Consider the following 25219-nt stretch of genomic DNA (forward strand, 5'->3'; position numbering starts at 1 on the left):
TTGCTGACTTCACTTTGCCTGATGCGATTAATACTCACCATCAGGCATTCACTTAGTGGATCTAGACTCGGGATAATGGATGTTGCAAGTAATGCCATAATAATATTAATGGTTAGTTTTAATATGTATAATTTGACACCACTTTTTGTAGTTGCCTTGCTTGAACATCGAGTTCTTTTGCTTTTACATCTACCATGCTGGCAGCATTTGACGTTTCTTCCGCTACATCACGTATTTCAACAATACTTTTTGCCATTTCACTTGTTACTGAACTTTGCTCATCTGTGGCCGTTGTGTTTTGCATGTTCATGTCATTAATTTCTTCAACTAAATTAGTAATTTTCTGCAAGTGTTCTAACGTTTCTCGTGCTTGCTCTACCGTGGCCGTCGCCTCGTCCTGACTTTTCGCCATTGCCCCCACTGCGCCTTGAGTGCCTGATTGGATATTATTAATAATCTCGTTAATTTCATGGGTTGAATCTTGGGTGCGCTGCGCCAACGTACGTACTTCGTCCGCCACCACGGCAAAACCTCTACCTGCGTCCCCTGCCCTTGCAGCTTCTATAGCAGCATTAAGCGCCAGTAAATTAGTTTGCTCTGAAATACTACGAATCACTTCTAATACGCTACCTATTCGTTCAGCATCACTGGCTAAGCCTCCAATAACAGTCGCGGCTTCATTGATTTGTGATGCTAACTCAGAAATTGACGATGAAGTGCTCGCTAATTCTTGTTGTGAATGCTGCACTTCTTCAGTTGCCATTTTTGTAGTTTCTGAGGTGTTCACTGCATTATTCGCAACTTCTGCAACACTAGCTGCCATTTCACTCATGGCAGATGCCAACGACTCAGCACCATGAAATTGGGTTTGAATGCCGCGATTGGCATCATCAGAAGTCATTGAAAGATCAGCTGATACTTCGTTGATAGCGCCAGACACTTCAGACATAGTTTTTAGGTTAAAGCGCAATCGCTCTAAGGTTACTTTTAATTCCAGTGCCAACGCGCCAAATTCGTCATTATGAGGTACGTCAATGGTGCGCGTTAAATCTCCAACGGCAACTGACTTTATCACATCCATTAAGTGGTCAAGTGGCTGCTGAATACGGCGGTACAATAAAACACTTAGACTAATTACTAAAATTGCAGCCACAATAATTAAAATAAAAGAAAACCACAGCGCTTGATTTGATAATTCATTTGCTTGATTATCTTCTGATTCCGCCAGCTGTTTTGCGAAACGAGATATCGCATCAACTGCCGACAATAAGTCCGCACTTTGCGAAGCTGAGCGTTTTTGCAACGCCTCCATGTCTGCTTCTAGCTGAAATGCACTTTCCATTAAGCTTGTAATAGATTGCGAGCCTTCGGAAACTTTTGCTTTTAGTTCATCTACTAGCGCAGCAATATTCTCCGCTGATTCTGCATAACGTGAATTTCCAGCTACATTTTTCGATAAGGCTTCAACTTGCTGTTCTAAACTGGATAAATTCTGTGAAAGTACATTGCTCGATAAACTGGTTAACTCGTCCTGACTTTTTACCAATAAAATAAGCCCGATTACTTCACCTAGTTTGGTTGCTCGAAACCTGATTTTATCTGATGATGATTTGATGGATGATAAATCACTATTTAAGAAGCCCAATACCCTATCAGCAATATCCTCGGTATTTCCTCGCTTGATTAATCGCTTAATTTTAATTTCTTCACGCTTTTCTTGCAGTTTAGATTTACCCGCAATGCCATCTGTTTCAATTTGCAACTGCTCAGTTAATTGATTGATACTTGTTGCTTGCGCTTTAATTGACGCTTGAAGCGCTAAATATTGCTGCTTTTTTATAAGCAACTCATCATTCAGTGAAGTAACAGCATTAGATACTTCCTTTAGTTGCTTAATATACGGCGTTACCCCTTGCAAGCTTAATTGTTCAACACTGTTTAACGACTGATTCAGCTTTGCTTCATACTCATCAGCAGTGCCCACTGAATTTAACTGCGCTGTATCTTTGGCATTAAACACACTTATTTGCCATGCTAAAATTAATGATGTGGCTTGATAAATAAGCACATTATTTCGTTCAAGCGGGACAACATTACCCGTTATTGATTTAATTGAACCAGACATGGTGTTTGTGATAACTATACTGCCTGCACCCAGCAGTATAACCAATACTAGCGTTATACCCGACCATGCTTTTAACAACGACTTAATTGATAGCGAGGTAAAACTCACAGATTGCTTCATGTCTGATTCCACCCACTTGCTTAAGTGATCACTTGATTTCTACATACTTACCGTTCTTAATCTCTGTCGGCCACACTTTATCAATCGCTTGATGCCTGCTAGAAGAAAATGAAACTGGCACACCCAAGCCTATGTCTAAATTTGTTAACTTATGCATGCCGTCAATCAACGCTTCTCGGTCTTTTATTGAGCTAGATTTCTTTAACCCCTCAACCAATATTTTTCCCACAATATAGCCTTCTAATGACACAAACCCTTGCTTATCGGCTGGCACCGCAGCTTGGTACTCTTTAATAATCGGCAAGTTAGACTCATAATGCGGTACAGCTTGTGTCACTATCACCCCTTCAGCATCACTGCCAAGTGCGTTAAGTAACGCAACGCTACCAACAAAAGAAACATTAAGGTAATGCACCTCTTCTTCAAAGAAGTCTTTAGACTCTTTAATAAATTTTGAAATAGGGCGGTAAGCACCAACCATGATAATAGCTTTAGGAGGAACATCGGCTTCAAGTATAGTCGTAAGCCCTGCCTCTACATTTTCTGTATTACGGGTATAACGACCATGGGCAAGTTGCTCTGCTTGGCTAAACCCTTTTGCTTTTAACGCTTTCATTGCACCTTTATAACCAGCGTCACCATAACCATCATTCTGTGTAAAAAATGCAATTTCTTCTGGTTTAATGCCTTTCGCCAATAACAGGTCAATCATTGTGGCTGTTTCTTGCGCATAACTGGGGCGGTAATTAATAACATACCTGTCTGGTGGAGTATTTCTTAACACGCCAGCACCAGTGAAGGCACCAAATAGCAATGTTTTCTTCTCGTTAGCAATAGGAACCGTGACTATGGCAGTTGGCGTACCCACATTGCCAGCAACCGCAATTACTTTTTCCTCATCAATCAGCTTACGCATGTTTTGCGCTGCTTTGTCGGGTTCATAGCCATCATCAAGTGCTATTAGCTGCAATTGGTGACCATTAACCCCACCTGCTTTATTTACCTTATCAAAGTATGCAGTGATCCCTGTTTTCATTCCCTCTCCCAGTGCCGCGGCAGGGCCAGTTAATGCAGTGGTCATACCCACTTTAACAGTTTCAGCGTGTACAAAAACCGACGAAAATATAAGTGCGGCGACCCCAACTACTTTTTTAAAGCACGTATTCATAACAGTTCCTCATTGCCATTTACTTAGGTAAATGTTTATGATTTAAATGAATGATTAAGTTATTTTACAACCTGTTATACTGCACAATTATTATTCAATCAGTTTAGTTCAAAGATGTAATTCAACAACCTGTAACCCTTTAACTTTTCTACTTTCTCTAATACGGGAACACTGGTACGCGGGTTTAGCACACACATTTAACTGTACATAAAAACAGTATCCAGCTAGTATGCTGATTTATACTGACTGGCATAATAAAAAATCACAACATGAAGTTATACATCGCCGAAAAGCCAAGCTTAGGTCGAGCAATTGCTGCGGCCTTACCTAAACCGTTAAAAAATAATCAAGGCTATATTCAGGCCGCAAACGGCGATGTAGTCAGTTGGTGTATTGGGCATATTTTAGAACAAGCCGAGCCCGACGCTTACGATCCTGCATTCAAAAAATGGCAGCTCGAACATCTACCAATCATTCCTGAACAATGGCAATTAAAAGCAAAAAGCAAAACAAAGTCACAACTTGCAGTATTAAGAAAGTGGGTAAAACAAGCCGACCAATTAATCCATGCCGGCGACCCAGACCGTGAGGGCCAATTATTAGTTGATGAAGTCATTGATTTTTTAAACGTTAGTCAGAAGAAAAAGCAAAATGTACAACGCTTACTAATCAGCGATCTTAATTTGCCTGCGGTGAAACGCGCCTTAACTAACTTAAAGCCGAATAAAGATTACATGCCACTGTCTGTGTCTGCGTTGGCAAGAAGTCGCGCCGACTGGTTGTATGGCATCAACCTGACTCGTGCTTATACCATTCAGGGTCAAAAGGTAGGCTATGGAGGCGTACTCTCGGTTGGGCGTGTACAAACACCTATTCTAGGGCTGGTAGTGAAGCGCGATGAAGATATTGAGCAGTTCAGTAGTAAACCGTTTTATGAAGTAATGGCGCATGTGTCTTTGCCCGCATCACACTCGTCAGCAGCAACGCAAGCATTCACAGCGAAGTGGCAGCCAAGTGAAGCGTGCGAACCTTATATGGATGAAGACGGCAGGGTGGTTGTAAAAGGCCTAGCAGAAAATGTCGTTAGACGAATTACACAGCAGCCAGCACATGTTACCGAAGTAAATAAGCAACTTAAAAAACAAAACGCGCCACTGCCTTATAATTTATCTGCACTTCAAATCGACGCAGCCAAACAGTTTTCAATGAATGCCAAGCTGGTACTAGACGTATGCCAAGCACTCTACGAAAAACACAAATTGATCACCTACCCTCGCTCTGACTGCCGCTATTTACCCAAAGAGCAGCATAAACAAGCGGCCAATATTGTAAAAAAACTCGCTAGTTCACAACATCTATATGCTAAGGCGGCAGCACAAGCAGATACTAAGCTTGTTAGTAAAGCATGGAATGACAAACAGGTGGGCGCTCACCATGCGATTATTCCCACCGATAAAATGGCAGATAATATTAGCCTTAATCCATTTGAAAAAAACATATACGGACTCATTGTGCGCCAGTACCTTGCACAGTTTTACCCTGCATACCAATTTCATCATACTCAAATATCCTTAACTATTGCTGGTGGTTTATTTAAAGCCAGTGCCAAAGTACCGCAACAGCTTGGTTGGAAGGTGTTATTCCAGCGCAATACAAATACCAATAAACACGCCAATAGCAGTGAAGCTTCCGCACCAGAAAACGCACCTGACGAACACTTGAACCATACATTACCTGATGTGAAACAAGGGGATATTTTGCTGTGTGATAAAGGCGAGTTGCTGGAAAAAATGACGCAGCCGCCCAAGGCATTTACTGATGCAACTTTATTAGCAGCAATGACGGGGATTAATCGCTACGTAACCAACCCAGACATTAAAAAAATTCTTAAAGACACTGATGGATTAGGTACAGAAGCTACCCGCGCAGGTATTATCGATTTATTATTTAAACGTGGCTTTTTATACCGTCAAGGCAAGCAAATTCACGCAACACCAGCAGGAAAAGGACTGATAGCAGCCTTACCAGAAATGGCAACCCAACCTGACATGACCGCAGAATGGGAAGCCACTCTTAATGCAATTAGTGAAAAGTCTGCCAGCTATCAAAGCTTTATGACGCCATTAAACCAAACGCTGATGACACTTATTGATAGTGCAAAATCACAACTTCCTACCTGCTTACAAGGCATCAAGTGCGAGCAAAAGCCGGCATATAAAAAGCGAAAATTTAGTAAGAAAAAATCATCTAAAAGCACTAGTTGACTGTTGCTAGAGTAAGCTTAGCGATATTATTGCTAGCGGGTAATGTTACCCATTACGCTAGCTTGCTTTTTAATATTGCTATCAACTATGGCTATCAACACAAAGCCAAAACACATTGGCTGTTTTGTGTTGATAGCTGAATCGTTAGTTTACTTTCAAAGAACACTACAAAGATAAATTCTTATCTTTTGCGTACTCCACATCAAAACGGTATATCTTGCCCTGTTCATCAATCACTGAATCGTCTCTGGCGCCAATTGAACCTGACAACGCTTTCATGCTGCCACTGAGTTTTAATACATCTTTTTTCTCGAAGCCATCAAAGGTTGAGGCTTCAATACTGGCTAATACCGTGCAATTTTGGCCGCTGCAATTTAATGTACCGCTGATTGGCAGATAATGATCGCTAATGGTTACCCAACTGTGTACCAACTCGCCTTTATCGGAGTATGCTAACCGCATACTGGTTGCCAGCTTTTTTCCGTCAGATTGCGTTAATTTGCCACTATAGCTGTGTGCATCAAACACTTTGTTATCGCGTGGTAATACTAATTGCGTGCCGTATTGCTCTAAATGCGCGCCCGACGTTAGCAAGTATTGCTCCCAAAAACGCTGCATTTTTTCATTCAATGCCGTGTCTTGGTTAGTATAGTTAATGCCGTAAACATAAATGCTGGCGTGATTTAAGAACATAGGAAAACGCTTGGCTACTGCTTCTGCGCGTTTCGCTGGTTCAAATTTTTGCTGATCAAGTAAATCAGACTTTTCCATCATATCTGAAAAAATGATCACCCGGCTGATGCCATTTTCTAAATCCATTCGTTTTGCATCGTAATACAATGCTTCAACTAATTTTTTATCTGGAAAGTTACCCGAGGCGTAGCTCGGAGGGGTTTCGTGTTTCGTGTCTTGTAGCGGGTGCGCGAGTGCTTGTTTAAACCATTTGGTGAACGACTTAACATCGTTTTTCATGTTTTCGTCTACCCCACCAGTAAACATGCTACCAAAGCCTTCTTCTTTTTTTAGCTGCTGGTATTTTTCTTTGGTATAACTTGGATAACAACTATCCCAAGCTTGCTCTACGGTTGAGCCACCCGATTTAATGGTAACAACTTGAATGCGCTCGCCGGGTAAAAACTTGGTTTTATTTAAGATATCTTTATACCAGTTAGGATCCTTGCGCGCGATAATGCCTTGATCTAGGTAAATAATGGTTTGGCGATGCACGCCGTCTTGAGCACAGTATTTTTTTAAATTGGTGGTTCTTAGTAATCCGTCTGCGGCTGCACTTGCTGAAAATAGAATTAGCGACAGGCTTATTATTTTTTTAAACATTAAATTGTCTCCATAGCGAGTATTTCTCGCACGTAGGCTGCATCAACCGTAATATTTTTATTCTGATATTGGTCTAACGAGATTAAATCAGGACCAAACTTCACTGACTCATTTCCACTTTGTCGTAACATGGTCACAAGCATCATTTGATGTTGTTCAAGCATGCCGTTTATTGCTGTTACAGCTTGGCTAACTAAACGCTGTTCTTTGGCGTTTAACCGCTCGAAATAACTGTCTAATTCTTTGCTTGAATGCACATGTGACGCCTGCGAGTTTTTTAATGCTCTTAGCTTAGCTTCAAACTCTTCATCAATGCGGTTTTCTTCCTCTTTAAGGCCTGCATCTGCTTTATGGAATTTATGTTTCGCTTTATTGTAATGTACTAGTGACTCTTGATAATCAGGCTGTTCATCATGTGTGAAATAGGAAATGGCAACGCCAACTACCCACACTAATACGTTCATCATGACGAATGGCCATAGTTCGCTCCATACTGACACCTCGGCAACTTCATCACCAGGTAACATCACACCTCCGGTGTTCACCATTTGCTCCATCAGTAGGTCATAACGATTATAAGTAACGATGGCTAAAGAAATAATCAGCAGCAGTGAGAAGAAGCTTTGCTTGATGATAATTTGCCGCTTGTCTTCTTTTTTGCGGTGCTTGGCAAACAAGGCGACACGTTGCTTAAGCAATGCGCCATGAAAATGTGACGCTAGCGCAATTGACAGGGCAATTAATACCGTGGCACCGAAGGCAATACCTGAAGGGTACTTCATGTTAAAGGTGCTGTAGTTTATAAACCACTCGATAAAGCCAATCGCCAGTATAGAAATAAGGTAAATAAATATTTTGCTTTTGACTGGTGGCTTACCACCCATTTCTGCCCGCATGGTTTCATAACGGTGTTTCGTCAACTCATGATCACTTTTTAAGTCGGCATAGTCATTGCGTCGCATATATTTATCACGCGCCTGCGACTTTTGTTCTTCACGGTCTTCTTGCAGTTTTTTCAGCTTTACATCCATTTCTGAATTTTTTGCTTCATTCTTTTTCGCGCCCGCTTTTATCAGAATGTCGTTTCGAAACTCAGCCCAACGACCTAATCGCTCTTTAATGCCATTTATTGCGGCTTCTCGAATACGATTAGTACGATAGTTTTTATCGGTTAAAATTACTCCCGTTTTGCTATCAGCCACTTCTTCCATCACGAGTTGGCTAAGATGATGTTCATCTTGATGCCTGTTTGCCTCGTCAATGGGGGATTCATTCAGTAACTTATCAAAAGACATTTTAAGCTCTTCCAAGATCTACTCTCCTTCTTTTTTGATAAATAAGTATTTTTTAGGTAATAACAGTGGCTTCCTTACCTGTTGATTCACATTAAACATTTTACGTACATCTAATGGTACTGCTAATTTTTTACGTGTTTTTCCGGTCAGTTTGCTTAACCGCACATGATCGTTATGTTGCCCCATACGCACATCAACATCGCTACTGTTCGTTCGCAACGACTTATCAAGCATGCTGAGCTTGTTAAGCTCTGGTGACAAAGTAGCCAATGTTTGATCTTTGCCTTGTTGAATAAAGAGTTCACCGTTTTTTTGTTTAATATCTAAGACGGGTAATAACGCTTTTTCGCAGGCGGGATCCACTTTTGTGCAATCAATTTGCCTAAAATAACTAATTGCTAGCGCTCTGCTGTCAGCCGATAAAATTTCTACCCGCCTATTTTTAGCGCGCCCTTTCGCCGTTTTATTCGTGGTGTGTGGCAAAATTTCACCTGCAGGTACCAATTTAATATTGTCTGCGTTTACGCCATTTTTAGATAGCAATGATGCCACCGACCATGCGCGCCGAGCGCTTAAACTTTGGTTGTAGGTTTTAGAACCGGTCGCGTCGGTATGACCAACAACATACAGGTACTTACCAAGCTTGCCATCACGATAAAACTTGGCAAATGTGGCGATGTCTTTACGATTAATTAATTGGGTATCGGACTTATCAAATTCGAACAACATGTCGTTGTTAAATTGAGCTAAATACAATTTGTGAGCATTTAAACGGAATTCAGAAATTGAAATGGTTGCGTATTTTTTATCGGCCTGAGCGACATCTTGATGGCTTACTTTAACATTTTTGAACGCAAATTTAGGTAATTGATTAGCCGAGCGGTTTGTCACTGAGCCGTGATCTTGTGAACTCCCCTGATTAGACTGACATCCTTGCAGGCCAAGCACTACCCAAACTAACAAAATACTTAACGTGACTCTACTCAATGATGCATTCCTTCGTGACAATTATTGTGTAAACTTTCAAAATTAGACTAGCAGATATACTTTTGATTATTAAGCTTAATATCTATTATTGGTTAATAAGAAACTTAATCAATGCAATACATTTTAGTACTTACTTTCTATATAGTGGGTACCGCTGCCTTATTTTTCTAGGAAAAAACCATGAATCCTGACGTTATTTTTGCTATTTCGCCTTACAGTTGGAGCGCCATTGGCTCCGCAATTATTTGTGGCATTATTATTGGACTAGAACGCCAGCTGCGAGGAAAGCCAATTGGCATTCGAACTTCATCGTTAATCGTATTAGGCACCTATATTTTTGTAGCATCGTCTATGGCTGTTGCTACCAGCATTACCGACCCTTCCAGAATAATAGGGCAAGTGGTCACTGGCATTGGCTTTTTAGGCGCAGGTGTGATGTTAACCCGTGAAGGCGTGGTGGTTGGTGTTACCTCAGCCGCTTCCATTTGGGCACTGGCCGCTTTGGGTGTTTGTATTGCGGTAATTGATAATGTGACGGCAATAAAGTTATCGTTAGTGGTCGTCGCCATCCTTTATGGTGTGGATATGCTGGAAGAATATTCTTCAATACTTTCTCGTGGCGTGCATTCAAAGTATCGAAACTGGCGAGAAAAGGGCTAAATATGCAATTAAACCAAGTCACCTTAACCGTATTTGATATGGCAGAAGCGGTTACATTTTATCAATGTATGGGCTTTGAACTGATTGTTGATACGCCTCATTACGCCCGCTTTTTGTGCCCTGAAGGTAATGCCACATTTTCGCTTTCGTTAGCGGATAAACCACAGCAAACGGCAACAAACTCATCAACGGTAACTCCTAGTAGCTCAACAACTATTTATTTTGAGCATGAACAACTCGACACGTTAGTTGCTGCTTTAATTGAAAAAGGCATTGTATTTGAACAGTTACCACAAGATATGCGTTATTTATGGCGAGAAGCGGTGCTATTTGACCCAAGCGGGAATAAAATAAAGCTTTATTGGGCTGGAGAAAACCGCATTAACCCGCCGTGGCGAGTTAATACGTAATATATCGATTTCAGATAAACGCGCTAGCTATTAAACTTGCTTAACATGCCAAGTTCCCACGTCTACTTTCACAACTTTGACTTTACTATTAGCTGGGATTAATTCATCGCTGTATAGCTTCCATGTAATCCCCGAGTAAGCGTAGCTTGAATCGCCATTCGGTGTAATCGCATGCTCACAAGTAAACTCATAACCGTCAAAATCTGTCGCTACTTGCTTGATTCCTTGCGTTTTTTGCATGCGCTTTAACGGTTGCCATAATAGTCCAGCGCTAACTGCCGTGATCACCGCTAAGCTTACAATCACTTGAATCCAATTAGTTAAGATATCAGCGAAAACTAATCCACCCGTGATGATCGCGGCCACACCTAAGAAGAATAAAAAGAAGGTAGAGAAGCCTAAAATAACAACTTCAATAATGAGTAATGCAATACCTGCCAGTATCAAGTACTGATATACGTCTTGCGGTAACATCGCTTGCTGTAACATTATTTACTCCTTACATTTTACGGGATTAATGATGTTGCTAGGCAACATCATTAACAGTCTTAATTTGATTTATTAAGTGTATTAATAATACTCATTGCTTGCGTAACCACTGAAGCCGCTTCTGTACTTCCATCTGGCAATAGCACCACGGAAGACTCTTTCGCAATAGCTTCTTTTGCTTCAATTGCTTTTGTCGCTAGGTCTAATTGCATCGCTTTTTGCCCTTCATGAGTAGCAGCGGCACGACCAACCGTTTCAAGCGCTTCAGCTTGTGCAAATGCAACGGCTTTAATCGCTTCGGCTTCACCTTGTGCTTTAAGCACTTGTTCTGCTTTTTCAGCTTCCGCAGCTAGTACGCGCGACTGTTTTTCACCTTCCGCAACATTAATGGCCGCTTGGCGCTGACCTTCAGACTCTAATACTTGTGCACGACGCTCACGTTCGGCCTTCATTTGGCGCTCCATGGCATCGAGTACTGACGTTGGCGGTACAATATCTTTTATTTCGTAACGCATAACCTGCACGCCCCATGTCGCACTTGCCTCGTTAAGCGCAATCACGATATTGGTATTAAGCTGCTCACGGCTTTCAAACGTTTCGTCCATGTTCATTTTACCCAACTCGCTACGCATGGTTGTTTGCGCTAGCTGAATCACGGCAAAAACATAGTCTTCTACGCCATAGGTTGCTTTGTATGGGTCAAGCACACGAAAATACAACACACCATCAACCACTAACGAAATGTTATCTTTAGTAATAACTGACTGGCCTTGCACGTCAAATGCTTGTTCTTTTAATGAACGGTCGGCAGAAATTTTGTCCATAAATGGCACAATAAAATTTAGTCCTGCTTCAATTGTGGTACGATATTTACCAAATCGTTCAACAAGATAGGCGCGATTCTGCGGCACAAATTGTATGCTCGATTTTAAAATAACCAGAACAAATATCAGTAAGGCGAATTGATAAGTAAAAATATAATTTTGTAATAATTCCATGGTATATACCTATTTAACCCAAATAGCTTGGGAGCGTAACATTGATCGTGATAGTAACGACACATTCTTAATTAAACAGAGCATGACGCTTCTTATGATGATGTAAAAAACGCTAGTATATACCGCTGAGGGATCTCATACCAATTTGCTTAAAATCACCTTACAAAATCGTATTCAAAACGGGTGTAATTACATCTAATTAAATTTAAAAATCGTCTATTCTAATAGATCAACCAATTTATAGGGGCACTACTATGCATGGTAATAAAAAGGTCATTGACAGTTTAAACCGCTTATTAGAAAACGAGCTTTCCGCTATTGATCAATACTTTATTCACTCTCGCATGTATCAAGACTGGGGTTACGATAAATTGTACGAACGTTTAGATCATGAAATGGATGAAGAAAAACAACACTGCGATTGGATTATTAAACGTATTCTGTTTTTAGAAGGTACGCCAAATATGTCTAAGCGTCGCCCTTTATTAATAGGTGATGATGTTGAATCGATGATGAAGAATGATTTAACACTGGAATTAGAAGTAGTAAAAGCAGTACGAGAAGTGATTGCCATTTGTGAAGCAGAGCACGATTACGAAAGTCGTAATATTTTACAAAAGCTGTTATTTGATACTGAAGAAGATCACGTATTTTGGCTAGAACAGCAAGTTGGCTTAATCGATAAAATTGGTTTGCCAAATTACATCCAATCTCAAATGGGCTAGTACTAATTTAACGACTGTAGGATATACGAAATGAAAAGCGAAAAATCTGTCATCATGCAACTAAACAACGTACTAGCTAACGAGCTTATTGCTATTAACCAGTACTTTTTACATGCACGCATGTTTAAAAATTGGGGATTTAACAAGCTAAATAGTGCTGACTATAAACGTTCTATTCAAGCCATGAAAAATGCTGATTACCTAATGGAACGTATTTTATTTTTAGAAGGTTTACCCAACGTACAAGATTTAGGTCGCTTGATGATTGGTGAAGACAGCGAAGAAATGATTGGCGCTAACTTAAAGCTTGAAATGCAAAGTTTACCAACACTTAAAGATGCAATTAAACATTGCGAAGATCACAACGACTATATAAGCCGCAAGTTATTAACTGAAATATTAACTAGCGCAGAAGCGCATATTGATTGGCTTGAAGAGCAGCAAGGCTTAATTAAAAGTATTGGAATTAAAAACTATTTACAGTCTCAGTGTTAAAAACGTTACGTTAAAGGCATTGTTATAATGGACGTTGCGACATAAGCACGCATAAGCGTAGGTTATTTGTTTACGCAACGCACGGCTGTGGTTCTGCAATTTGTAATAGTTTACGGTTAAGTACTTTTTTTGTGCACTGTGTACACTTGCCACACTGTGAAGTAACTTTTAACTCCTGACGAAGTTGCTTCATGGTGGTTGCACCGTTATCTATTGATTTTTCAATTGTTTTGTCTGTTACACCATGGCAGATACAAACGTACATATCAAACTTATCTCTATCTGATCAAAAAACACCCACGCATACTAATCTAAATGATAATGATTATCAAGAATAAATACGAGTACGTCCAGGGCAAGATCATTATAAATTGAACTAAATGATAGTTTCATGATCAGAGCGGGAAATAATAACTACAGGTTTCCTAGCATGACCAACAACTTCATCACTTACTTTTCCATCATAGAAGACCCGCGAATAGACCGTTGTAAAAAGCATGAGTTGATAGATATTTTATTTTTATCTATCTGTGCCGTGCTATCAGGCGCAGAAGGCTGGGAAGATATCGAAGATTTCGGACATGTAAAAATTGACTGGTTAAAGCGTTATCTCCCCTTTGCAAATGGTATTCCCAAGCATGACACCATAGCCCGAGTAATGAGCCGTTTAGACCCTGTAGCCATTCAAACCAGCTTTATCAATTGGGTAAATGAAATCGCCGAGCAAGTGGATGGCGAAGTTATCGCCATTGATGGAAAAGCCGCTCGTAGAAGCTTCACAACCAAAGACAGAAAGAACCCGTTGCATATGGTCAGTGCATGGAGTTGTGGCAATGGTCTGGTACTAGGACAACAAAAAGTAGATGATAAATCCAATGAGATAACAGCCATCCCCAAGCTGCTGGATTTACTTGATGTAAAAGGTGCAACCGTTACGTTAGACGCCATGGGATGTCAGCACGCAATTACAAAGAAAATTCAATCCAAAGGTGCTGATTACGTCATTGCACTAAAAGGCAATCAAAGTACACTCAATGAAGAGGTTCAAGCATGGTTTCATAAGTGCCACAGAGAAAAACTCGCTAACACAGCTCATAGTATTTATGAGCACATTGACAGCGGCCATGGTCGAATAGAAGAAAGAACGTGTACCCAATTGGAAATTGATAACAATTGGATAACCGATAATGAAAACTGGAGCAGTATTCAAACGGTTGTCAGTGTAGAATCTAAGCGTCATATTGGAGATAAAATGACTTCCGAAACGCGTTATTACATCAGCTCATTAGGACTAAATGCAGAACGATTAAATGGCATAATTCGCAATCACTGGGGCGTTGAAAACTGCTTACACTGGACGCTAGATATGACATTCCATGAAGACGATTCACGTATTAGGCGGGGCAATGCAGCTGAAGTCATGAATGCATTTAGAAAATTGGCGTTGAATATTGTGAAAACAGATACAACGAAAAAAGCCAGCATGAAACGAAAGCTAAAAATGGCGGCATTAGATGATGATTTTAGAGCCGAGTTACTTCTGAGGGGAAATTAAAATGCTCTTGCCCTGCGAGTACGTCTTATTTAGCTTTATGATATGAGTATAGATCTGAACTTCTCAGTTGCAAGGTACGCAGGGTCAGTTTTTCTACCGCAAATATTTAAATCTATGTTGTTTAATATATGTTTCTAAAAATATGTTGCTTATTAAAAGTTGTAGCAAGGAAAACACAGGGATTGCCATATTTTTGCCAGTATTGATCATTACATCGCCATCACACAACACGTAAGAAGTAGCTACTATTTGAAGATATAACAATAACTCTATCAATAACGCCTTATGAACCATGCACCTAACAACCTAAATCAGCTACTTTTTCAGACTTATCACTATTTAATAAACGCGGTGCTTTGCATCCTCTTATTTTTTCCTACTATGGCTGTGGCGAAGCCTGATCCCCACTCTATTCAAAAAGAGCCCTATAGTAATCAAAAACAATTAGGTAATGTATGTGAGGAAGGTAATGCACAATGCACTTTTGTACTGCTTAAAGAATCTGAGCCGAATACGGTTGTAATACATAACTTAACACGTGCAATGCAGCAATTTTCGCCGTTTTCAACGTTTAAAATAGCAAGCAGCTTAATTGCGTTAGATACAAAAGCAGTCACCGACATTGAATCGCAAATATTATTAAGAGACGAGCAACGCTTTCCTACACAGCAGTGGTGGCGAGCTAGCTGGACTGAACAACAGCATAATCTTAAATCCGCCTTTCAGCACTCTGCATTACCCTTATTTCAAACCTTGACCGTAAAAATAGGCAAACCTACATTTGCTAAATATGTTCGCCAATTTAATTATGGCAATAGCGATGTGAGCGGCCCAGTCGATAGCTTCTGGCTTAATAACAGCTTAAAAATTTCGGCATTAGAGCAAGTAAACTTTCTACGCAACATACGATTACAAAAACTAGGTGTGGCAGAGAGCACCTATCAGCATTTTAAGCAGGTAATGCGAGTAAACGAGTCTCGTCATCCGGCTGAAAAACAACTCATCAACGATTATCATTTATATGCCAAAACGGGCACCGGCAGAATTGATAAAAATACGGTCATTGGTTGGTATGTTGGCTATCTCGAAACAACAGATAAACAAGACACTTACTATTTTGCCTTTAATATCACAGCACCAACTTACCAAGGCTTACTAAAAAAACGCAAAGGGCTTGCCATTACGCTGTTAAATAGGCACCTAAACTAAAATGATTTAATTGCTTGTTTAAACTGCCCATTTCTAACTTTACGGTAAATCTCGCGTTCTACTGCAATAAGCGCATCTTCTTTATTGCCACCCGGTACGGTGGCTTTTACCTGATTATCACAATTGGCACAAATAAAATGAGTTTTATAAACTTGCCCATAAAGGCTGCGGCCTTTATCTTCGTTATATAATAACTCATCATCACATTCAGGACAGTAACACCATAAGCTTATCATCGTATTATCTTGCCAACGCCAGCGCCAAACTGCACCAAACAGGCGATCTTTTTTATAACGCTGATAGTGTGGCGTACTTTGCTTTTTAAGGGCAAATATGCAGATTAGCGTTGTTAACAGCAATAACGTACATATTATTAATACTAACCATATTGGTACTGCGATGGTGTGAACTAACCAACTAAAAATATTACTCTCCTCATTTTGCTGATGAACACTTATCAAGTACATCGTTAATATAGCGCAAACTACGTATTTCCCGCATACAAACGTTTCTGTAAATTTATTTTGCATTATTTGTTACAAAAAAATAAACTAGCTAAAAATTAGTCACACTACTTAATAACACGGACTGTTTACATGCTGACTCAAGATCCCTTTAGTTTAACGTTAGATTTTACGCCTAAAAAGCAACTCTGCTTTGATGATCCTTTCGACGTTGAGATGATTTATCCCAAACGGCCCATTGTGCTGCCACCGCACATACCCGCACAACAGTTGCCACAAGAAGTGCGCATAAAATTAAAGCCACATGCAAGCCATTGGATTGTACCTAAGCAACAAGCACAAAGCAGCTCGCGTAGTACCACCATACGCGCAGATCATCATACGCAACTATTTATTAAGAAAAACAATACGTGGACACCCGTTCGCACTGCATTAACGTCACAATACCATCCATCAAACCTGCTTATTATAAAAAATAAAGCCGCTTTTAAATCAACTAAACAACACTGTTCGCCAGCGCCAATAGTGCCACCGCCTTTATCTAATCAAGCAAAAAACCCATTTATAGCACCGCGCACCAATGCGGTTCACGGACAGACAAACACGACCGCAGCGGTTATTCCAATTAGTGTTGATCAAGCCGCCGATGAAGATGAAAAGCGTATTATTATTAATATTGAAGGTGACCGCACAATCAGTATTACAGCTCGTGGTGAAGGTATAACCTTATGCCGTAACAACCAAGGCTACACTGAAAATCGCTTACTGTTCGCCAAGTTAAAAGAAACGGGCAACTATAAAATAGATGCAAAAATTGCCGGTGTGCCTGAACAACCAATCGCCCCAAGTATGCCCTATAGCGATTACTTAGACGCAAACAAAGTGGCAGATCTCAATATTGGTGAAAACGGTGGCATGCAACTACTTAACCACCAAGTTAATGGCAATGGCTACCCAGAAATAACGTTACTAGCACAACCGCCCACTTTCGGCGTGTTTTTTGATGGTACAGGCAATAACCGCATTAATGACAACAAAGTGATTGGCGATGATAAAGAGCCGACTAATGTGGCTAAGTTGTACGAGCTATACAATATCGGAAATTACATCGGATATCATTACTCTGAAGGTATTGGCACCAAAGCAGGTAAAAGTGACACCACGCTGGATTTAGCATTAGCTTATTCATTTGATGAACGACTAGTAGAAACTATTGAAGAGACACGAAATTTTTTCAAAGAATTTGCTTACATAAAAGTCGGCATCATCGATATCTTTGGTTTTAGCCGTGGTGCGTCACAAGCGCGCGCTTTTGCTAACCAAGTGCATTATATTAATCGTAACCAGCCTGACTTTTGGGGCGGTGCGAAAGTCATGGTGCGCTTTTTGGGGATATTCGATACCGTTGCCTCCACCATGGGCGACGGCGATGATGATCATAGCGAAATGGCCGTAAATGACGAACTTGATGTCGATATTAATTTAGATATTAGCGAAACCACCGCGGCACAAGTCATGCACCTTGTTGCCTATGACGAACGACGCGACAAATTTCCTGTGCATTCGTTAAAAACAGCGCAACTTAGCTTGGCTTCTAACCATCAAGAGTTAGTGTTACCCGGCGCCCATTGCGATGTGGGTGGGGGTTATGGTCCCACATCGTCTGAAATTCATTATCCAACACAAAACATTATCGGCAAGCCTGGCGACCCAGCGCACGACGCACTAGTTCTACAGCGTAAAGCAGAATTAGAGCGTGAGTACCAATGGCCAGGCATGCACTTACACTTTAGAGCATTAGCCACCCGAATTAACAACCGACCACGTCGGTTACGGCGCGAATCTCGTCACGCCTTATACACCCCATACAAAGTCGTGTGGTTTAGGCAGGTAATGCCTGAACTTTCGCATTACAGTCTACATAAAATGTACTATGCCGCTATACAAGCGGGTGTACCACTAAAACCTATTGAAGTACTTGGCAATCTTTACCAGCCTGATGGCCAGCGTACCTATGCTTATACTTTAACGCCACGTTTAAGGAATTTAGTGGATTGTGCCTATGCACAAGGCCCCGCTAGCCAAGCATGGGCAGAATTATACATTAACTACATTCATCACAGCGTAAAGTATTTTACGCTGGCTCATGGCCCAGAAGAAGAAGCCGTCGTGGTGGCAGACAATGGCCAGCGCGAACTATTTTATAACGAACCAACCAACGCAGAACCGCAACCCGATTGTTGGACACCTTATTTATCAGGAGTAGACACCGTATGGCGCAAAGACTAATTTATATATTACTGATTGTTACCAGCTTATTGTCACTTGGCTGTAAAAGTAGCCAGCCTGTAATTGATTATATGGTTGTTGGCAAGGGGACACCAAAAGGTAACGATATTATGGTAGGGAAAATTGAATTTGATGATAAATGGAGAGCAGCGGGAGGTAGTGTGAGCTGCTGCTGGACTCATGCTGGAGGCACTTCAAGCCTAAGAAACATCCCATTTCCACAAAAAGTCTCTGTGGTTTGGTCAGATTTAGATCAAGAACGCATTTATTTTACTGATATTCCGCTTAACGGTAATGCGGGACAACTCGCTATTAACTTACCAAGTTATACTTGGGAAAGTAGTGGCGAGATAGAAACTAAGATAAAGCCCTATATCATTGTAGGTTTTGGTGAAAATGGCGAAGTCAAAGTGTGGCTATCAAATGCACGTTCAGAAAGAAATAGAGTTGGTCGCGTTCTCCACGAAATTGGCTCAGGCCAAGCGCAGTGGAATCCATTTCCTGATGACCATGATTAATCAAGCAGCAAACACCGTATGACGCAAAGACTAGCCTTTTTATTACTGATTATTACCAGTTTACAGTCACTTGGCTGTAAAAGTAGCCAACCTGTGATTGATTATATGGTTGTCAGTGCCAGTACAGTAAAGGGTAACGAGCTAATGGTCAGTCAAATTAAGTTTGATGACCAATGGGGCATGCCAGTTGGTAGCTTAGCATGCTGTTGGCAAGAAGCAGGAGCTTCCTCTGGTGTATACGACAAGCCCTTTCCACAAAAAGTCTCTGTGGTCTGGTCGGATTTAGATCAAGAACGTATTTATTTTACGGATGTTAAATTAGCCTCTAATAGCGGTCAACTCGCTATAAACTTACCAAATTATACTTGGGAAAGCAGTGGTAAAGTAGAAAAGAAAATAAAACCTTATATCATTGTAGGTTTTGGCGAGCATGGCGAAGTTAAAGTGTGGCTATCTAATGCACATTCCAACAGGAATAAGATTGGCCGCGTCCTACACGAAATTGGCTCAGGGCAAGCTCAGTGGAATCCCTTTCCTGAGGAGCAGGATTAATTAAGCAGCACATCGTATGGTGAAAAGACTCATTTATTTATTTCTGATTATTACCAGTTTACTGTCACTTGGCTGTAAAAGTAGCCAACCTGTAATTGATTATATGGTTGTCAGTGCCAGTACAGTAAAGGGTAACGAGCTAATGGTCAGTCAAATTAAGTTTGATGACCAATGGGGCATGCCGGTTGGTAGCTTGGCATGCTGCTGGCAGGAAGCAGGTGCTCAATCAGGTGTATATAACAAACCATTCCCCCAAAAAGTCTCTGTCGTCTGGTCTGATTTAGATCAAGAACGCATTTATTTTGCTGATATTCCGCTTAACGGTAATGCTGGCCTGCTTGCAAAAAATCTACCTACGTTTACATGGAGAAGCTCAAGTGAAGAAGAAAAAGAAATCTACCCGTATATCATTGTAGGTTTTGGTGAAAACGGGGAAGTAAAGGTGTGGCTTTCCAATGCCCATACAAGCAGAAATAAGATTGGTCGTGTTCTCCATGAAATTGGCTCAGGCCAAGCGCAGTGGAATCCATTTCCTGGCGATCGAAATTAGTATCGTAGTTTAGAGAACCGATGGCATTGTTCAGCATTCCCTCATGTACAGTAGATTTAGCACGTAATGGGTTGTGCTGCTAAGTCAACAGCATAAAAATTGTTGGTCACTTACTTTTTTGATGTTAATGTAATTACGTTGTGTCTATAAGCACTTTGCTTATTACCTGAAAAATAATAAAAATAGATCAAATCATAATAAAAAATAGTTGTGAGCGGTGATGCAACTATACGACCAACACTTAGCGTATGGAACGGCCAAGCGAATGAAAAAAATAATAATAGCGCTTACAAGTTTAGTTGTTTTACCTTTTACAAGTCATGCCATCACCTTCCCACTCATTGCCGATGTTGCGGTTTCTACTCAAGGTAAACCGGGGCTCACCACACAGCTTTATGCACGATTTATCGAGTCCAATTGGGGAATGAGTGCGGGCTACACAATGATTCAAGACTTTGAGCAAGATTACAGTATTCGTACCCTTGAACAAGATATTAACTTTGTGAATGTGGGCGTTAACTATGCCTACCAAGCTGAAGATACGGTACTTTGGGTATCTGAGTTAGGCTTAGCGTCAGCATCAAATGAAGCGAAAACCGCTTTGCAAACCATGCATGAAAAGTGGGACACCTCGGCCTATTTGGGACAAAAGTTTTATTGGCAGTTTTCTAAGCAATGGTATTTAAATTTAGGTGCTAATTTTTATTCAGGATTTGGAGACAGCGACTTAAGCGTAACGCCTTTTCTTGGCATTAGTTATGTGTTTCCGCAAACGGTAAACCGACGCACCGTCGCTGCAACGTCTAACGAAGCAAAAAAACAATGGCTAGCTAAAGTCAATCAATACAGAGCAAAACAAGAGCGTTATGCGGCTAACCCACCAGCAGAGCAAAAGCCTACTCAACCACAGCCACAAAAATCTCAAGACTTAGAACAAGTCGCTCAACAGCCAGTCGAAGCAAATACAAAAGTAATGACACAAAGCATGGATACCTGCTATGCAGCGTTACAAGTTGGGTATTTTAAAAGTGATGATAATTTACAGCGCATGAAAGAAAAAATGAATGGGCTTAGTCATCGCACCAATACCGAGCTAAGCATTGATACTGAAGGGCATGACCAAGGCACCAAACTTTACATCATTAATTTAGATGATTCACAGCATAAACAGCATGTTGAAGCATTATTGCAACGCAATAATATTGCTTATTTTAGAAAGCAGGTGTGCTCCGCTAAACACACTGTTTAACGTTGGTTAGCCTTTCATTTTTATCGCAATTTAAAGAAAAAATTTTAATGCGACAAACGGGGCAACGCTAAAAATAAACGTGAAAATTTTATACTGCGCCAAATAAGTTAAATAAATTTTTTGTAAATCAGGCTCGCTAACTTTATAGACTTGGCTGTGGATGCCAATAATGGCACCACGAAAGAGGGTTAATAATATAAACGCGAGTGTTAAAAAGCCTATATTGATTACTGCCATCCAACCAAAAAAAGCCGTCAACTGTTCGATTGTCATAACCGTGTCCTAATTGTCACGCAATTGAATATAAGTGTTACACATTTCTTCAATTTAACAATACTTGCAGTACTGACAATAGGACACGTATAAACAGCTTAGGTTAGTGCGCTTTTGCGATGTCTTGCGACTTTACAAATGGCTTAACACCAATGCTGCTAAATAACTCATTAGGCTTGTAGTATTGGCTACCTTTAAACACCATGACACCGTTACGAATATCGCTCATGTCTTTTGTTGGGTCGCCATCAATCAATAATAAGTCAGCGTATTTTCCTTCAGCAATCGATCCAGTTTTATGGGCTGCACCGACAACTTGCGCGGGTACTAAAGAAGCAATCTTTAACACCTCAATGTTAGGTATACCTGCTTGCGCATAAAGCTCTAGCTCACGATGAATAGTGATACCAGCAATATGATCCGTTCCCGGCACAAAGGTGACCTTGTTATCGTAAAGCTTTTTGATCATAGCAACCAATGCATCTGCTCCTTTTTGATAACTGTCGAGCTGATCGTCTGCCACACTCATTTCAGCACCTTTTAATGAACGCACCACACTTGGCGGTAAATGATCGGCAATATCAATATACTCAGGGCTCATTTGTTTTGGCTTACCCAGCAATAACGTGCGGAACGTTGAAACAGTTGGGTCTACCACAATCTTTTTATCTGCCAGTAATTTAATAAAGTCATTCATTTTTTTGCTGTTTAAGTCCATTTCTCCTGCTTTTTCACCAATTAAAGAGAAACGTAACTTCTTACGCGTGTCTACCTTAGTGCCCGCTAAGAAATTTAAAAACAGCATATTAACGTGTTGAATTTCATCGTAACCGCGCTCAATAGCTTGCTTCGCAGTCATAAACGCAGGTACGTGCCCACTTACTCGCATCCCTCTGCGGTGTGCGTGCTCGGCCATTGGCTTCACCCATTTAGGATTGATCGAGCTATACAGTTTAATTTGCAGATAACCATTGTCAGCAAACCAATCTATTTTTTCATGCGCCTCTTCAAGCGAACGGACCGACAAGCCTGCCGAATATTGACTGTATTGATCTAAAAAGCCTGCACGATATACTCGGCTACCGATCACTTTATTCGAGTCGAATAGGCGTTCAACTTCCATAATATTGTCATGACTATTACCTACATCGCGCACATTTACTACGCCAGATGCAATGTTAAGTAAACCGTCATTTTTCGATAAATGGCCGTGCATATCCCATAATGCTGGGATCAGTGTTTTGCCTCTTCCATCAACTACAAATGGCTTTTTCTTATTGATATCCGCATCATGTTCTGCCGTGTGAGGCTGCCCAGTATCAACGATTTTTTCTATTTTGCCATCTGCTAACCATACATCTTGATTTGCTATTACCTTGCTTTGTTCAACATCGACCACGTTGACATTTTTAATCAGTAAATGATCATATTGATAGGTTAGCTCTCGCGCTAACTCTTCAAGGTATTGTTGTTCAGCTTGTTTTTGAATTGTTTTTAAATGTTCAAAATTGTCTAGGCTAAACCCATCACGAATCACCCGCATAAACCCGCTCATGTCTTTCGCAAAAAAGTTACCGTCTTCGTCATACCAAGCAAAATCAGGATTAAAGCCCATGCCGCTAATTGCATAAAGTTTAACGGTGGCTTTTTTTCCGTTGTTTTCTACTTCAACACTCTTTAATTCTTTTAATGTTGCAGTACCATTTGGAAACATCGTTAGTGAGCGCGTGGGCGATTTTAATAATGCTTTAACGAGCATATTATTGGCACTGCCTGAATTATCTGAAGGCACATAAAACCCAGTTTGATTAGTTTGCTTTTGTCCTTCGTCTTTTAAGCTTTGCCAAGTTACTACACCATCTCGCCAACTAAACGACTCTTGAATTTTTGCGCCAAATGCAGACTGCCCTTCAGCGGTGTAATTAATCGGCAAACCTTTGTCATTAACGGTTAACGTATCATCAATCAACAGTCGGCGGTTATTCCAAGCCAACTTTAGTTTACCTTCGTATTTGTTTTCGCTTACCTGAGAAAACGTTTGCTCTCCCGCCTCTCCTTTTTCAGAATAAATTTTGTTGACGATAACTTGCTCAGCCGCAAGCGCAGATAAACTAAATACTCCTGTTAGCATTAACATGCCAATTAATGATTTTTTAATTGCGTTTTGGGCAGGAGCAATGCCTGTTGAGGATGAAATGTTGCGTCTTATCATGTGCTTTCCTTGTAATAATTGTTCTTAGTGGACTAGTTTTACGTTACTGCATAATGCTATTAAAACAAAGTATTAGGAACAAATTTGAGATGAATAGCAAAAACATGACAAGCAACCTTCTTATAGTGAAGAAGTTTACAGTATATTTTTTCAACCAGTACGCTATGCTTGCACAACTAATTAAGAAGTAAGGAAAAATTTTGAAAAAAGACAGCACATCAACATACCAAGCAAAACTGCCTCATCGGCTACCTCTCAAGGCTTGGTTTGCTGTAGCAATGAATACATTTAAAAAAATTCAAAAAGACAACCTTAATTTAGTTGCTGCTGGTGTGGCTTTTTATTTTCTGCTGGCCATTTTTCCGATGCTCTTTGCATTCGTTTCAATTTATGGCTTCTTTTCCTCGCCGGGTGATATTGCCGGACATGTTGAGCAACTTATTGGCTTACTGCCTGAAGCTAGCCGTGAAATCATTCTCGAACAAATTACCGAAATTACTTCTAAGTCTGACAAAACCCTTACTATCAGTGCCGTGCTCAGTTTTCTTTTAGCTCTGTGGGGCGGCAGTAAAGGGGCTAAAGCCCTTGTGATTGCCCTGAACATTAGTTATAGCGAAGGCACCAAACGTAGTTTTATCAAGCTAATTTTTATTAATTTAGTGATCACGACCGCTACCATTGGCTTACTGATTTCAGCGCTGGCAATTATTAGTATTTTGCCCATTGCACTAGATTCTCTTGGCTTTCAACATGATACCGACATAGCGGTAAAGTTAATTTCATGGCCATTATTGGCATTACTCTTTAACTTTGGCTTAGCTTCGTTGTACCGTTATGGCCCGCATCGTCGCTCACCAAAGTGGCGCTGGGTTACACCGGGCAGTATTTTAGCCTCTGTATTGTGGATAGGCGCGTCGTATGGTTTTTCATATTATGTTAGTCATTTTGCACGATATAACGAAACCTATGGTTCACTTGGCAGTGTGATTGTTTTAATGCTTTGGTTATTACTGACTGCTTACATCATTATTTTAGGGGCTGAAGTGAACGCTGCCATCGAGCATCACAACACCCAAGACACCACCGAAGGCGAGCCGAAAGAAATGGGCAAACGTGGCGCACATGTTGCTGATACTCTGCCAAAAGACTAACGTGGTTCAGCGCTCATTATTCTGCCATTTTCACCTATGACTACCTGAAAAGAGTAACTTTTTTACTGCTAAGTTATTCTTTTTAAAATTCTTTGCTACGCTTAATAAGCTTGTCTAAATGACACC

Annotated in this window: 24 protein-coding genes; 13 read left to right on the forward strand and 11 right to left on the reverse strand. The window is 40.6% G+C overall.

The window, feature by feature from the left end:
- Positions 1–118: 118 nt before the first annotated feature.
- Positions 119–2245: a methyl-accepting chemotaxis protein gene (locus tag HUU81_RS15970; RefSeq protein WP_199609894.1), complete on the reverse strand. Its 2127-nt coding sequence runs from the start codon at positions 2243–2245 to the stop codon at positions 119–121.
- 28 nt (positions 2246–2273) lie between these two features.
- On the reverse strand, positions 2274–3413 hold the full coding sequence (locus HUU81_RS15975) for an ABC transporter substrate-binding protein (protein ID WP_199609895.1): 1140 nt from the start codon (positions 3411–3413) through the stop codon (positions 2274–2276).
- A 269-nt stretch (positions 3414–3682) separates the two neighbouring features.
- Here HUU81_RS15975 and HUU81_RS15980 point away from each other — a divergent pair, with 269 nt between their 5' ends.
- Positions 3683–5677: a DNA topoisomerase III gene (locus HUU81_RS15980; RefSeq protein ID WP_199609896.1), complete on the forward strand. Its 1995-nt coding sequence runs from the start codon at positions 3683–3685 to the stop codon at positions 5675–5677.
- Positions 5678–5842: 165 nt separating this feature from the next.
- Here HUU81_RS15980 and HUU81_RS15985 read toward each other — a convergent pair whose 3' ends face one another.
- Genes HUU81_RS15985 through HUU81_RS15995 form a run of 3 tightly spaced genes read right to left on the reverse strand, consistent with a single transcriptional unit; the run spans position 5843 to position 9294 of the window.
- Entirely contained in the window at positions 5843–7012 is a 1170-nt protein-coding gene (locus HUU81_RS15985) for a hypothetical protein (RefSeq protein ID WP_199609897.1), read from the reverse strand.
- Positions 7012–8322: a hypothetical protein gene (locus tag HUU81_RS15990; RefSeq protein WP_199609898.1), complete on the reverse strand. Its 1311-nt coding sequence runs from the start codon at positions 8320–8322 to the stop codon at positions 7012–7014. Before HUU81_RS15990 ends, HUU81_RS15985 begins: the two co-directional genes overlap by 1 nt.
- 3 nt (positions 8323–8325) lie before the next feature.
- Positions 8326–9294: an OmpA family protein gene (locus HUU81_RS15995; protein ID WP_233520532.1), complete on the reverse strand. Its 969-nt coding sequence runs from the start codon at positions 9292–9294 to the stop codon at positions 8326–8328.
- Between the two features lie 180 nt (positions 9295–9474).
- On the opposite strand from HUU81_RS15995, the gene HUU81_RS16000 reads away from it, so the two are divergent.
- Positions 9475–9954 carry an MgtC/SapB family protein gene (locus HUU81_RS16000; protein WP_199609899.1) on the forward strand — a complete coding sequence of 160 codons (480 nt, stop codon included), beginning with the start codon at positions 9475–9477 and terminating at the stop codon, positions 9952–9954.
- Positions 9955–9956: 2 nt separating this feature from the next.
- Complete coding sequence (locus tag HUU81_RS16005) at positions 9957–10364, forward strand: VOC family protein (RefSeq protein WP_199609900.1); 408 nt, start codon at positions 9957–9959, stop codon at positions 10362–10364.
- Between the two features lie 30 nt (positions 10365–10394).
- On the opposite strand, the gene HUU81_RS16010 is transcribed toward HUU81_RS16005, so the two are convergent.
- Positions 10395–10853, reverse strand: a complete 459-nt coding sequence (locus HUU81_RS16010; protein WP_199609901.1) for an NfeD family protein — start codon at positions 10851–10853, stop codon at positions 10395–10397.
- Between the two features lie 59 nt (positions 10854–10912).
- Positions 10913–11851, reverse strand: a complete 939-nt coding sequence (locus tag HUU81_RS16015) for an SPFH domain-containing protein (RefSeq protein WP_199609902.1) — start codon at positions 11849–11851, stop codon at positions 10913–10915.
- A gap of 254 nt (positions 11852–12105) precedes the next feature.
- Between HUU81_RS16015 and bfr (HUU81_RS16020) the strand changes: the two genes are divergently transcribed.
- Both bfr (HUU81_RS16020) and bfr (HUU81_RS16025) read left to right on the forward strand, forming a co-directional pair.
- Complete coding sequence (gene bfr / locus HUU81_RS16020) at positions 12106–12576, forward strand: bacterioferritin (RefSeq protein WP_199609903.1); 471 nt, start codon at positions 12106–12108, stop codon at positions 12574–12576.
- A 30-nt stretch (positions 12577–12606) separates the two neighbouring features.
- On the forward strand, positions 12607–13071 hold the full coding sequence (gene bfr / locus HUU81_RS16025; RefSeq protein WP_199609904.1) for a bacterioferritin: 465 nt from the start codon (positions 12607–12609) through the stop codon (positions 13069–13071).
- A 70-nt stretch (positions 13072–13141) separates the two neighbouring features.
- Here bfr (HUU81_RS16025) and HUU81_RS16030 read toward each other — a convergent pair whose 3' ends face one another.
- Complete coding sequence (locus tag HUU81_RS16030; RefSeq protein WP_199609905.1) at positions 13142–13336, reverse strand: (2Fe-2S)-binding protein; 195 nt, start codon at positions 13334–13336, stop codon at positions 13142–13144.
- Between the two features lie 165 nt (positions 13337–13501).
- Between HUU81_RS16030 and HUU81_RS16035 the strand changes: the two genes are divergently transcribed.
- Together HUU81_RS16035 and HUU81_RS16040 are read left to right on the forward strand one after the other, a co-directional pair.
- Positions 13502–14626, forward strand: a complete 1125-nt coding sequence (locus HUU81_RS16035) for an ISAs1 family transposase (protein WP_199609906.1) — start codon at positions 13502–13504, stop codon at positions 14624–14626.
- A 381-nt stretch (positions 14627–15007) separates the two neighbouring features.
- Positions 15008–15835: a class D beta-lactamase gene (locus HUU81_RS16040; RefSeq protein ID WP_199609907.1), complete on the forward strand. Its 828-nt coding sequence runs from the start codon at positions 15008–15010 to the stop codon at positions 15833–15835.
- Here HUU81_RS16040 and HUU81_RS16045 read toward each other — a convergent pair.
- Entirely contained in the window at positions 15832–16365 is a 534-nt protein-coding gene (locus HUU81_RS16045; RefSeq protein ID WP_199609908.1) for a hypothetical protein, read from the reverse strand. The genes HUU81_RS16040 and HUU81_RS16045 overlap by 4 nt on opposite strands.
- Before the next feature lie 66 nt (positions 16366–16431).
- Between HUU81_RS16045 and HUU81_RS16050 the strand changes: the two genes are divergently transcribed.
- The 5 genes from HUU81_RS16050 to HUU81_RS16070 all read left to right on the forward strand — a co-directional run bounded on the left by HUU81_RS16050 (position 16432) and on the right by HUU81_RS16070 (position 21457).
- Positions 16432–18588, forward strand: a complete 2157-nt coding sequence (locus HUU81_RS16050; RefSeq protein ID WP_199609909.1) for a T6SS phospholipase effector Tle1-like catalytic domain-containing protein — start codon at positions 16432–16434, stop codon at positions 18586–18588.
- The gene (locus HUU81_RS16055; RefSeq protein ID WP_199609910.1) at positions 18573–19106 is read left to right on the forward strand and encodes a DUF2931 family protein; all 534 of its coding nucleotides are present in this window, start codon (positions 18573–18575) and stop codon (positions 19104–19106) included. The genes HUU81_RS16050 and HUU81_RS16055 overlap by 16 nt, the downstream gene beginning before the upstream one ends.
- 18 nt (positions 19107–19124) lie before the next feature.
- Positions 19125–19658, forward strand: coding sequence for a DUF2931 family protein (locus HUU81_RS16060; protein ID WP_199609911.1), 534 nt, complete (start codon positions 19125–19127; stop codon positions 19656–19658).
- Positions 19659–19674: 16 nt separating this feature from the next.
- Positions 19675–20208 (forward strand): DUF2931 family protein, encoded by a 534-nt coding sequence (locus tag HUU81_RS16065; RefSeq protein ID WP_199609912.1) that lies wholly within the window; start codon positions 19675–19677, stop codon positions 20206–20208.
- A gap of 265 nt (positions 20209–20473) precedes the next feature.
- Entirely contained in the window at positions 20474–21457 is a 984-nt protein-coding gene (locus HUU81_RS16070) for a hypothetical protein (RefSeq protein ID WP_199609913.1), read from the forward strand.
- Positions 21458–21487: 30 nt separating this feature from the next.
- Here HUU81_RS16070 and HUU81_RS16075 read toward each other — a convergent pair whose 3' ends face one another.
- Positions 21488–21730, reverse strand: a complete 243-nt coding sequence (locus tag HUU81_RS16075) for a DUF6868 family protein (protein WP_199609914.1) — start codon at positions 21728–21730, stop codon at positions 21488–21490.
- Positions 21731–21833: 103 nt separating this feature from the next.
- Positions 21834–23942, reverse strand: coding sequence for an amidohydrolase family protein (locus tag HUU81_RS16080; protein ID WP_199609915.1), 2109 nt, complete (start codon positions 23940–23942; stop codon positions 21834–21836).
- A gap of 200 nt (positions 23943–24142) precedes the next feature.
- On the opposite strand from HUU81_RS16080, the gene HUU81_RS16085 reads away from it, so the two are divergent.
- A complete protein-coding gene (locus HUU81_RS16085; protein WP_233520533.1) occupies positions 24143–25093 on the forward strand; it encodes a YihY/virulence factor BrkB family protein in 951 nt (316 codons plus the stop codon).
- Positions 25094–25219 lie beyond the last annotated feature (126 nt).

Source organism: Flocculibacter collagenilyticus (genome assembly GCF_016469335.1).
GTDB lineage: Bacteria > Pseudomonadota > Gammaproteobacteria > Enterobacterales > Alteromonadaceae > Flocculibacter > Flocculibacter collagenilyticus.